This window comes from Aeromonas sp. ASNIH1 (assembly GCF_002934285.1).
Classification (GTDB): Bacteria; Pseudomonadota; Gammaproteobacteria; order Enterobacterales; family Aeromonadaceae; genus Aeromonas; species Aeromonas caviae.
Genome location: NZ_CP026228.1, coordinates 2,813,607 through 2,824,879, shown reverse-complemented (window position 1 = coordinate 2,824,879; position 11,273 = coordinate 2,813,607). Strand labels below are relative to the sequence as shown.

Sequence of the window (11,273 nt, the reverse complement as noted above, 5' to 3'; positions counted from 1 at the left end):
CGCTCGGCAAAGGCCGTGCCCCAGCTCGACTCGTCGCGCAGACGGTTGTAGATGGGGAGCCCGCAGAATTCGGAAAAAATCGTACGCTAAGGTTTTCCGGGCAACCGTAGCGGCCTGAACTTCCCGTCCTCCAGCCTGCGGCTCTGCCGCCAGACGTAATCGCCGGTCAGGTTGATGTGTTCCCAGCCCAGCGGCGACAGGTATTGCAGCAACTCACCGTTCACCGGCTTGCCGACCTCGACCAACCCCTGAGTGGCGCGCTCCAGGTACACCGTGTTCCACAACACAATGGCGGCCGTCACCAGGTTCAGGCCGCTGGCCCGGTAGCGCTGCTGCTCGAAGCTCCGATCCCTGATCTCGCCGAGGCGGTTAAAGAACACCGCCCTGGCCAGGGAGTTGCGCGCTTCACCCTTGTTCAGTCCAGCATGCACGCGGCGGCGCAGTTCGACGCTTTGCAGCCAGTCGAGGATGAACAGGGTGCGTTCGATCCGGCCCAGCTCGCGCAGGGCCACGGCAAGGCCATTCTGGCGTGGATAGCTGCCGAGCTTTCGCAGCATCAGCGAGGCAGTGACGGTGCCCTGCTTGATCGAGCTGGCGAGGCGCAGGATGTCGTCCCAATGGGCGCGGACGTGCTTGATGTTCAGGGTGCCACCAACCATTGGGCGCAATGTCGGGTAGTCCTGGACGCTATTCGGCACATACAGCTTGGTTTCGCCGAGGTCGCGGATGCGCGGTGCGAAGCGGAAGCCCAGCAGGTGCATCAGGGCGAAGACGTGATCGGTGAAACCGGCCGTGTCGGTGTAGTGCTCCTCGATCCGCAAGTCGGACTCGTGGTACAGCAGGCCGTCGAGCACATAGGTGGAGTCACGCACGCCGACATTCACCACGCGGGTGCTGAACGGTGCGTACTGGTCGGAGATATGGGTGTAGAACAGTCGCCCCGGCTCGCTGCCGTACTTCGGGTTGACGTGCCCGGTGCTTTCGCCCCGGCCGCCCGCCCGGAAGCGCTGGCCATCGGAGGATGAGGTGGTGCCGTCGCCCCAGTGGGCGGCGAAGGCATGGCGGTACTGGTGGTTGACCAGCTCGGCCAGGGCCGCCGAATAGGTTTCGTCGCGGATGTGCCAGGCTTGCAGCCAGGACAGCTTGGCGTAGGTCAGGCCGGGGCTCGACTCGGCCATCTTGGTCAGCCCGAGGTTAATCGCATCGCCCAGGATTGCTGACAGCAGCAATGTCCTGTCTTTGGCCTCGGCACCGTCCTTCAGGTGGGTGAAGTGGCGGCTGAAACCCGTCCAGTCGTCCACATCCATCAGCAGTTCGGTGATCTTGATGCGCGGCAACAGCTGACTGGTCTGGTCGATCAGCGCCTGCGCGGTATTGGGCACCGCAGAATCCAGCGGGGTGATCTTCAGCCCGGACTCGGTGAGGATGGCATCGGGCAGCTCGTTGTCCTTGGCCAGCCGGGTTACGGTGGCCAACTGCTCGTCCAGCAGCTGTAAGCGCTCTTCCAGGTACTGGTCGCTGTTCGGGTTGATCGCCAGGGGCAGGGCCTGTTCCCGCTTGAGCGCGGCGAACTTCTCTGCCGGCAGCAGGTAGTCGTCGAAGTCGCGGAACTGCCGTGAACCCTTGACCCAGATGTCACCGGAGCGCAGGGCGTTCTTCAGCTCGGACAGCGCGCAGATTTCGTAGAAGCGTCGGTCGTGGCCTTCCGGGGTGATCACCAGCGGCTTCCAGCGCGGCTTGATGAAGGCGGTAGGGGCATCCGCCGGCACCTTGCGCAGGTTGTCGGCGTTCATCTCGCGCAGGGTCTGCACGGCCGCCAGCACGCCTTGCGCGGCCGGTGCAGCGCGCAGTTCCAGCACCTCCAGCAGGGCCGGCGTGTAACGGCGCAGGGTGGCGAAGTTCTCGCCGACCAGGTGTAGGTGGTCGAAGCCCTCCGGCCGGGCCAGCAGCTCGGCCTCGCTGACGCTCTCGGTGAATTCGTCCCAGGGAATCACCGCCTCGATGGCGGCGTACGGATCGCTGCCGTTTTCCTTTGCCTCCAGCAGAGCCTGGCCGATCTTCGAGTACAGGCGCACCTTGTCATTGATCGCCTTGCCCTGCTTCTGGAACTGCTGCTGATGCTTGTGCTTCGCGCCGCTGAACAGCTTGACCAGGATGCGGTCGTGCAGATCGACCAACTCATCAATCACAGTCGCGGTGCTCTCCAGCACTACGGCGGCCAGGGTCGCGTAGCGCCGCTGCGGCTCGAACTTGCCAAGGTCTTTGGGCGTCATCTGCCCCCCTTCGCGGGCCAGCTTGAGCAGGCGGTTCTGGTGGATGTGCCGGCCCAGCCCTTCGGGCAAGTCCACCAGCTGAAATGTCTTCAGCCGCTCGATGTGCTTAAGCATGTGCCGAGAGTTGGGTTTCAGCGGTGCCTGGCGCAGCCAGGTCAACCAGGTGATGCTGCTGCCGGCCTTGAGCTTCAGCAGTTCGTCCAGCTTGGCACGGTGCGAGTCCGTGAGTGGTTCGACCAGGGCGCGGTAGACCCGCCGATTAGCCCGCGCAATGGCCTCCGAGCAGGCCCGATCAATTACGCTCAGCGCCGGCAGGATGCGCCGCTTCTGCCGCAGGCTCTCCAGAGCCTGGCTGGCCAGCAGCAAGCCCTTGTCGGTCTGCTGGGCCAACTCGGTCAGCTCGCGCACGAGGTTGCGGAAGTCGGACAGGCCAAACGGGGCCAGTTGCAGGTAGGTGCGCAGTTCATGGGCGTGCTCGCGGCGGGTCACGTCGCGTTCGCCGTACTTCGCCCAACTCGCCGGGTCGGCCTGAACCTGCTTGGCCACCCACAGGATGACCGGCTCGGGCGGCTCGCTGTCGGTGCCCAACGCATAGCCGGGGTAGCGCAGCAGGCTGAGCTGCACCGCGAAGCCTAGGCGGTTGGCGTCGCCGCGCCGCTGGCGGATCAGCGACAGGTCGGAGTCGTTGAAGGTGTAGTAGCGGATCATGTCATCCTGGCTTTCTGGCAACGCAAGCAGGGTGTCCCGCTCCGTGGCCGAGAGGATCAAGCGACGCGGCATGTATCAGTCGTCCGTGCGGAGGTACTGGTAGAGGGTTTCCCGGCTGATGTTGAACTCGCGGGCAAGCTGCGCCTTGGGCTCGCCGGCCGTCGCTCGCTGCCGCAGGGTAGCAGCCTGCTCATCGGACAGGGCTTTCTTGCGGCCTCGGTACGCGCCACGCTGCTTGGCCAAGGCGATACCCTCACGCTGCCGCTCGCGGATCAGGGCGCGCTCGAACTCGGCGAAGGCACCCATCACCGACAGCATGAGGTTGGCCATCGGCGAGTCCTCGCCGGTGAAGACTAGGCCCTCTTTCAGGAATTCGATACGCACGCCGCGCTGGGTCAGCTTCTGCACAAGGCGGCGCAGGTCATCGAGGTTGCGCGCCAGGCGATCCATGCTGTGCACTACCACGGTGTCACCTTCGCGGACGAAGCTCAGCAGCGCTTCGAGCTGGGGGCGCTGAGTGTCCTTGCCCGAGGCCTTGTCGGTGAACACCTTGCTCACCTCGGTCTCCTCCAGCTGGCGTTCCGGGTTCTGGTCGAAGCTGCTGACCCGGACGTAGCCAATGCGATGTCCCTGCACGCCTACTGCTCCGCCGAGAAATGGCGCTCGGGCCAACGCCAACGGCGGATGCGCTCCCACAACACTTTGCCGCCAATCCCAACATCGTTCTTGTCGGGATCGAGATTGAGTAACAATGCCAGTCGAGCGATCGCGCTCTGCATCGGGTACATGTTCCCGTAGCCAGCGATCTTTCGCAGGATTTCATTCTCGCTCTTCTCTAACTCTTCGGGAGTATTGAAGGTGGTGGCATAGTCAGTGATCACTGCTGAAGCGGCATCCAAGGCGCTGTAGGTTTCTCGAAGCACTTCGAGCACTTCATGAGTGAGTGCCCCCAGCTCGACTTGGGTTCCATCCGGCAAGGTGGCGATCCCCTTCTCGAAAAAGATCACCCCGTCACGTAGATAAAGTGCCTGGAGGGCATCTACCCCAACGAACGACGGCGCGTCCTGGTCTACCGCAGGCCTGCCGAGAATGTGGCAATGCAAATGCAGGCTCGCGGCTCGAAGCAAACGCCGCGCCTCGGGAGTTGGTGGATTTATCCAAGGGTCTGCCTGCTCCCGCCGCCAGACAACCGTTCCCCACCACAGCCCGGCGACTACCAACCCTAATCCAACCCATAGAAAGGTCATCAGAACAACTCCGCGTTGAAGGTGAGCAAGGGGGCTAAGTGCACTTTCTGTTCCGTTGCGCCTCAAGCCCTGCTTTTGTCAGGCTGAAATCTATGACCTTTGCGGGCATGTGTCAAAGAATGCGAAAGAAGACTCTATTCTGACGGAGCTGCGCGGTTCTGCCTGACATCCAGTTAGGGTATAGCCTAGATTGACATGCGCGATGCAACCCTTAACTTGCTTGCACCTATCGTTTCCATGCTAGCTTTATCGTAACGCTCAAGAAATTGGGCTTAATGCCGAAAACAATAAAATAAAACAGCCAACCCTTGAGGTTCTTATGCGCCAGAATTTACCAGTGACGGGTCGAAACTTAGAACTCCCAAAAGATGCCAATATTCTTTCGACTACCTCCCCTCAAAGCCATATCACGTACGTTAATCCTGACTTCATTAAAATCAGTGGTTTCACTGAGGAAGAACTATTAGGCCAGCCTCACAACATCGTAAGACACCCAGATATGCCGCCTGCTGCATTTGAGCATATGTGGAGTACATTAAAATCTGGCCGCTCATGGATGGGGCTAGTAAAAAATCGCTGTAAAAATGGCGACCACTATTGGGTAAGTGCTTATGTAACGCCAATAGCTAAGAATGGTTCGATTGTTGAATACCAGTCTGTAAGGACCAAGCCTGAACCTGAGCAGGTTTTGGCTGCGGAAAAATTATATGCTCAATTGAGAAGCGGGAAGGCCGCGAGGCCGAAATTGGCTGCTAGCTTTTCCGTGAAAATACTCTTGCTCATATGGGGTAGTATTATATCAAGCGCAATGGCTGCCGGCATGCTTACTGATACATCAATAAGCAGCTTATTGTTAGCCACTTTAATGTCAGGAAGCTTAAGCTCTGTTAGTGTTTTGGCTATTCTCTCTCCTCTTGGAAGACTGGTTGAAAGAGCCAGGAATATTTCCAATAACCCATTAAGTCAATCCCTCTACACTGGGCGCACCGATGAGTTTGGCCAAATAGAGTTTGCTTTACGAATGATGCAAGCTGAAACAGGCGCCATAGTAGGTCGCATAGGTGATGCATCAAATCGGCTTAGCGAACACACCCGAGGCCTACTAAAGGATATTGAGTCAAGCAATGTACTTACAGTTGAGCAGCAGGCAGAGACAGATCAAATAGCAACGGCAGTAAACCAAATGGTGGCAAGCATTCAAGAGGTTGCGAGCAATGCACAGCATGCTGCAGATGCGGCCGGAAGAGCAGACACTGAGACGGCATCTGGCCAGCGTCTGGTAGCCTACACAAGCCAGTCAATCACTGCCCTTGAAGGTGAAATTAGGCAAGCCGCTCAGGTTATTCATGAGCTTGAAGGTCAAAGTAACGAGATATCAAAAGTTCTTGACGTTATACGAGGGATCGCCGAGCAAACGAATTTGTTGGCACTCAACGCAGCAATTGAGGCCGCACGTGCTGGTGAGCAGGGGCGTGGTTTTGCTGTTGTCGCCGATGAGGTTCGCAGTCTTGCTGCTCGCACACAGCAATCGACAACGGATATTCAAAGCATGATCAGCGCTCTACAAGAGCGAGCGCAATCCGCTGTTACAGTCATGGAGCAAAGTAGTCGGCAAGCGCACACGAGTGTAGCTCACGCAGAGGAAGCAGCTACAGCTCTTGATGGAATTGGCCAACGCGTTAACGAAATTACCGACATGAACGCGCAAATAGCGACTGCGGTCGAGCAGCAGGGAGCAGTAAGTGAAGACATAAACCGCAGTATTATCAATATACGCGATGCTGCTGATACCAATGTACAGACCGGGCAGAATAATTTGCAAAGTGCGAAATCTGTCGCTCAGTTAACTAGCGCTCTGAGCGAACTGGCAAAACAGTTTTGGGAAAAACGAGGATAACGCTTTTCAGTATCTCGACAGGGATAACTTACTTTACCATCGGTTATCCCTTTTAGCCGCACAAATTTTAGCCATGGCTTTTCAGGAAGTCAGGGCTATCAGAATGGCCTTAGAAAGCCTAAATAGCTGTTCCGAATAGTAGATCACCGGAGGAAGGGAACTCAGTCCAGTTTGTGCGATCTGATTAGTCGCTAAACAAAACAAGCCACACCCAAAGGACTGAGTTGATGCCTATCCTACCACCTCTGCCACGACCACAACGGCGCCGCATTCACAAAATCATCCATGCCACCCGTGATAAAGGACATGCTCGTCGCTTGATGGCCATCTTGCTGTTACATGAAGGACGCACGATCACCGATGTTCATCACCTTACCGGCGCTGCGCGCTCGACCATCGGTCGTTGGCTTCGGTGGTATCGAGATGAAGGCATAGATGCGCTAGAAGCCTTACCGGCTGGCCGTGCCCCAGTCTTACCTATCGCCAAGATTGTCACCCTACTGGTGCTGCTCATGCAGTTTTCTCCGCAAGATTTTGGTTATCAGCGCAGCCGTTGGTGTACTGAACTATTGGCTATAAAAATCAATCGGTTAACAGGGCTCAATGTGGCAGCCTCCACGCTCCGCCGATGGTTACCTCGTATGGGCATTGTCTGGCGCAGGCCCGTGCCGACCTTGCGGATAAAAGACCCAGCCTATCAGGAAAAAATGGCGAATATCGACGCCGCGCTGGCCCGCTGTGATGCCGATAATCCGGTGTTTTATGAGGATGAAGTCGATATAGACCTCAATCCCAAATTAGGAGCCGACTGGATGTTCAGAGCGCAGCAAAAGCGGGTTGTCACACCGGGGCAGAATGCCAAGCATTATCTGGCAGGCGTTCTCCACGCAGGCAACGGAAGGGTACTTTACGTCAGCGGGATCAAGAAAAACTCATCGCTGTTTATTGCCATGCTGGAAAAGCTGCGCCACCACTACCGACGAGCCAAAACCATCACGTTGATCCTCGATAACTACATCATTCACAAAAGCAAACAGACCGAGCGATGGTTGAAGAAGAATCCCAAGTTCTGCCTGGTGTTCCAGCCAGTTTACAGCCCTTGGGTTAATCACATAGAACGGCTATGGCACAAGTTACATGAAACCATCACGCGCAATCATCAATGCAGAGGGATGGCAAACCTGCTGGCCCGAGTGAAACACTTCATGGATACCGTGTCTCCTTTCCCGGGGAATGGCTATGGCACAGCGAAGGTGTAGCACTATTGGGATCAGTTATTTAGTCAAAGAGCTGTCACGAGAACACCGTTAGCTTAGCGTACGATTTTTTCCGAATTCTGCGGTTCCCCCACAACCGTCTGACGGTCGGTGAAGCGCCCCGCGCCTATGACATGCAGCAGCATCGCGCCTTCCTCCTGCGCCGGGAGATTGGCGCATGACCCGCCTCGGCTATGCCTTCGCGACGACTGCCGCCGTATCGCTGCTCGGCATCACGTCGATCGCGTCATTCGCACCAAAGCTGGTCTGGAATGCCTCGGCCAGCACGCCGATCGGTCTGTATGCGATCGGCGAACCCGGCCGGGTCGACGTGACGGATCTGGTCGCCGTGCGCGCGCCAGAGCCGCTCGCCACCTTCCTTTCGGATGGCGGATATCTGCCGCGCGGCGTTCCGCTGATGAAGCACGTTGCTGCGCTTCCCGGGCAACGTGTGTGCAGAACCGGGCTCGCCATCACGGTCGATGCCGTGCCGATGGGCGATGCGCTGGACCGCGATCGTCGCGGTCGCTCGCTGCCGATCTGGCAGGGCTGCCGCATGGTCGCGGACGGCGAACTGTTCCTGATGAACTGGCAGGTCCGCGACAGCCTCGACGGCCGCTATTTCGGGCCTCTCCCCGCCAACTCGGTCATCGGCCGGGCCACACCCCTCTACACCGACGAGGACGGCGATGGCCGCTTCGTCTGGCGCGCGCCGACGCGGTGACGGCACGCCCATGACCTTGTCCACCGCAATCTGAAGGAGACGACCCATGTCCGTGATCGGTCAATTCACGCGCGAAAATGATGGCTTCGTCGGCCACCTGACGACGCTGTCACTGCACCAGGACATCATCATCGTTCCGGCCGAACCGTCCGATGCCGAGAACGCGCCCGACTTCCGCGTCCATGTGCTCGACAGCATGAACAACGAAACCGGCGCGGAGATCGGCGCCGGCTGGAAGCGCACCGGCGAGAAGGCCGGCGACTACGTTTCGCTTCAGATCGATGATCCGACCTTCGGGCATCCGATCCGCGCCAACCTCTTCCAGTCGGCCGACGACAAGTCCGCCTGGGGCCTGCACTGGAACCGCCCGCCCAAGCGGGCCGAGCGGGACTGAGCGATGTCGGCTCCGCACCTCAAAGCTGTCGTCGGGCGGTCCAACGCCGCCCGGCGCACAGCCCTCCTTCTCCTTTCCGGCCTCCTGCTTTCCGCGCCGCTTTGCGCCACCGCGACTGCGCAGACGGTGTCGGTCGAGGGGCCCTCTCGCGCCGATTCCTACGCCACATTCATCACCGAGGCAGCGCAACGGTTCGGCGTTCCAGAGCACTGGATTCGTGCCGTCATGCGCATCGAAAGCGCTGGCGACGTGCGGGCGATCTCGTCGGCCGGCGCGATGGGACTGAAGCAGGTCATGCCCGCCACATGGGCCGATCTGCGCGTCCGTCACCGGCTCGGCGCGAATCCTTACGATCCACGCGACAACATTCTGGCGGGCACTGCGTATCTGCGCGAGATGCACGACCGCTACGGTTCGCCGGGGTTTCTCGCGGCCTATAATGCTGGTCCCGGCCGCTATGAAGAGTATCTCGCCGGCCGTCCTTTGCCGGCCGAAACTCGCGCCTATGTCGCCGCGCTCGCACCCGTCATCGGCGGCGCAGACGCGCTTGCTCCCGTTACGGTCGCGGCAGCCGATCCCAACGCCTGGACGCGGTCTCCGCTCTTCATCGCGCAGTCCGAACACGCGACGACCGCCGTTCCGACGTCCAACAATGGCGCTTCCGAGGACACTCCGGCCGCCATTCCGGTGCGCGATGTCACAGCCATCGCTCCGCAATCCGCAGGCCTGTTTGTCGCCCGAAACGCCGATCGGGGGCCGCGATGACGGTGTTCGCGGCATTTCGTGGAATGGCGTGCTCTGGCGCAGGGATGGCGGTCCGAGGACGGAGAGCAGGCAACACAACCGCACGATGGCGAGATAAAAGCGCGCGATGTGCGGCTTGGTGCGGTCGTGTGTTTTCAGAGACTTATGGCGAATTGGCGCGAGGTGCGCCTGATCGACGCAGCCTGCGCATTCGCCATTTCGCGAGGGATTTCCGCGCGTTTGCGCGATGTGCGGAGCCTCGGCCATGAGCGGCGAGGACGACTTCCGCATCCGGCCAGGCCGTATCCGCTCCACCCGCGCACAGCAAACGCGGCCCTTCATCGCCCAGGCCCTCGCCGCCGCCCAGCGTGCCGGCGGCAGGGTCTCGCGCTCCGGCAAGATCAGCTCGGGCAACCGCTCGCGTTTCGGGCGCGGCCAGCGAGCGACCGTCCAGGCCAATCGACTGCTCACCAACCGATCGCGCAACACCGTGATCAAGACGCGCGTCGTCCGGCACACCGCTCGCTCGGCGCCGCTCAACGCCCACCTCAGCTATCTGCAGCGCGAAGGCGTCACCCGGGATGGGGAGAAGGCGAAGTTGTTCGGGCCGGAGACGGAGGCGGCCGACGCCAAGGCTTTCGCCGAGCGCACTCAGGACGACCGACATCACTTCCGCTTCATCGTCTCACCTGAGGACGCGACCGAGATGTCCGACCTCAAGACTTTCGCCCGCGAGCTGATGGGGCAGATGGAGACAGACCTCGGCACCAAGCTCGACTGGGTCGGCGTCGATCACTGGAACACGGATAATCCACATGTCCATATCATCCTGCGCGGGCGCACCGATGACGGTCAGGACCTCGTCATCTCGCGCGACTATATCAAGGAAGGCATGCGCGCCCGCGCGCAGGACCTCGTCACCCAGGAGCTGGGGCCGCGCACCGATCACGAGATCCGCCGCAATCTCGAACGGCAGATCGACGCGGAGCGCTGGACCAATCTTGACCGCCAGCTTGCCCGCGACAGCTATCGCACCGGCGTCGTCGATCTCGCCCCGCTCCCTGACCGCCAGCCCGACGAATTCCATGCGATGAAGGTCGGCCGCCTCCGCAAGCTGGAGACCCTCGGCCTCGCCGATCAGGTCGGCCCCGGACAATGGGTCGTGTCCGAGAATGCCGAGGCGACGCTGCGGGAGCTGGGCGAGCGTGGCGACATCATCAAGCGCATTCACCGTGGCCTGACCGAGCGCGGCATCCAGCGCGGCGCGGCCAGCTACGTGCTTGCCGGTGAGAGCCTCGACGATCCGGTCATCGGCCGGCTGGTCGACCGTGGTCTCGACGACGAGTTGAAGGGCACCGCCTATGCCGTGGTCGACGGCACCGACGGACGCACCCATCACATCAAGCTGCCCGACCTCGACGCCGCTGGCGACAGCGCGCCGGGCTCGATCGTGGAGCTGCGCAAATTTGACGACGCGCAGGGGCGCAGGCGCGTCGCGCTCGCCGTCCGCTCCGATCTCGAAATCGAGCGGCAGGTCCATGCGACCGGCGCCACCTGGCTCGACCGGCAGGCGATCGCCCGCGATCCCGTCGCGCTCGGCGGCGGCGGATTCGGCGCGGAGGTTCGTCACGCGATGGACAGGCGGGCCGAGCACCTCGTTGGTCAGGGCCTTGCCGAGCGGCAGACGCGCGGTGTCAGTTTCTCCCCCGGGCTGATCGACACGCTGCGCCAGCGCGAGGTCGACGCCCTTGGCGAGAAGCTTGCGGCCGAGACCGGTCGGCAATTCTCGAAGGCCGCGGCGGGCGAATATGTGGCCGGCACCTATCGCCAGCGCTTTGCGCTCGCGTCGGGCCGCTTCGCCATGATCGACGACGGCCTCGGCTTCCAGCTCGTGCCCTGGTCGCCGTCGATCGAGCGTCAGATCGGTCAGCACGTCTCCGGCGTGTCGCGCGGCGCCGGTGGCGTCGACTGGAGCTTCGGCCGCAATCGCGGCCTCGGCATGTAGCCCAATCAAGAAAGGAGTGCCCGCC

Annotated in this window: 9 protein-coding genes; 6 read left to right on the top strand and 3 right to left on the bottom strand. The window is 60.7% G+C overall.

Annotated features, from left to right (window positions below):
- Positions 1–86 precede the first annotated feature (86 nt).
- From C2U37_RS13845 to C2U37_RS13835, 3 genes are read right to left on the bottom strand one after another with little or no spacing between them, the layout of a single operon-like run.
- Positions 87–3,053: a Tn3 family transposase gene (locus C2U37_RS13845; RefSeq protein ID WP_011005944.1), complete on the bottom strand. Its 2,967-nt coding sequence runs from the start codon at positions 3,051–3,053 to the stop codon at positions 87–89.
- Between the two features lie 3 nt (positions 3,054–3,056).
- Positions 3,057–3,617 (bottom strand): recombinase family protein, encoded by a 561-nt coding sequence (locus C2U37_RS13840; RefSeq protein ID WP_014003957.1) that lies wholly within the window; start codon positions 3,615–3,617, stop codon positions 3,057–3,059.
- 2 nt (positions 3,618–3,619) lie between these two features.
- Positions 3,620–4,228, bottom strand: coding sequence for a hypothetical protein (locus C2U37_RS13835; protein WP_014003956.1), 609 nt, complete (start codon positions 4,226–4,228; stop codon positions 3,620–3,622).
- Between the two features lie 319 nt (positions 4,229–4,547).
- On the opposite strand from C2U37_RS13835, the gene C2U37_RS13830 reads away from it, so the two are divergent.
- The 6 genes from C2U37_RS13830 (at position 4,548) to C2U37_RS13800 (ending at position 11,248) form a co-directional block, all read left to right on the top strand.
- Entirely contained in the window at positions 4,548–6,125 is a 1,578-nt protein-coding gene (locus C2U37_RS13830) for a methyl-accepting chemotaxis protein (protein WP_103243957.1), read from the top strand.
- 227 nt (positions 6,126–6,352) lie between these two features.
- Positions 6,353–7,384 carry an IS630-like element ISAhy2 family transposase gene (locus C2U37_RS13825; protein ID WP_001809438.1) on the top strand — a complete coding sequence of 344 codons (1,032 nt, stop codon included), beginning with the start codon at positions 6,353–6,355 and terminating at the stop codon, positions 7,382–7,384.
- Between the two features lie 175 nt (positions 7,385–7,559).
- On the top strand, positions 7,560–8,105 hold the full coding sequence (locus C2U37_RS13815; RefSeq protein ID WP_103243958.1) for a S26 family signal peptidase: 546 nt from the start codon (positions 7,560–7,562) through the stop codon (positions 8,103–8,105).
- Positions 8,106–8,151: 46 nt separating this feature from the next.
- A complete protein-coding gene (locus C2U37_RS13810; RefSeq protein WP_103243959.1) occupies positions 8,152–8,499 on the top strand; it encodes a DUF736 domain-containing protein in 348 nt (115 codons plus the stop codon).
- 3 nt (positions 8,500–8,502) lie between these two features.
- Positions 8,503–9,264 (top strand): lytic transglycosylase domain-containing protein, encoded by a 762-nt coding sequence (locus C2U37_RS13805; RefSeq protein WP_103243960.1) that lies wholly within the window; start codon positions 8,503–8,505, stop codon positions 9,262–9,264.
- Between the two features lie 244 nt (positions 9,265–9,508).
- Positions 9,509–11,248: a relaxase/mobilization nuclease domain-containing protein gene (locus C2U37_RS13800; protein WP_103827475.1), complete on the top strand. Its 1,740-nt coding sequence runs from the start codon at positions 9,509–9,511 to the stop codon at positions 11,246–11,248.
- Positions 11,249–11,273 lie beyond the last annotated feature (25 nt).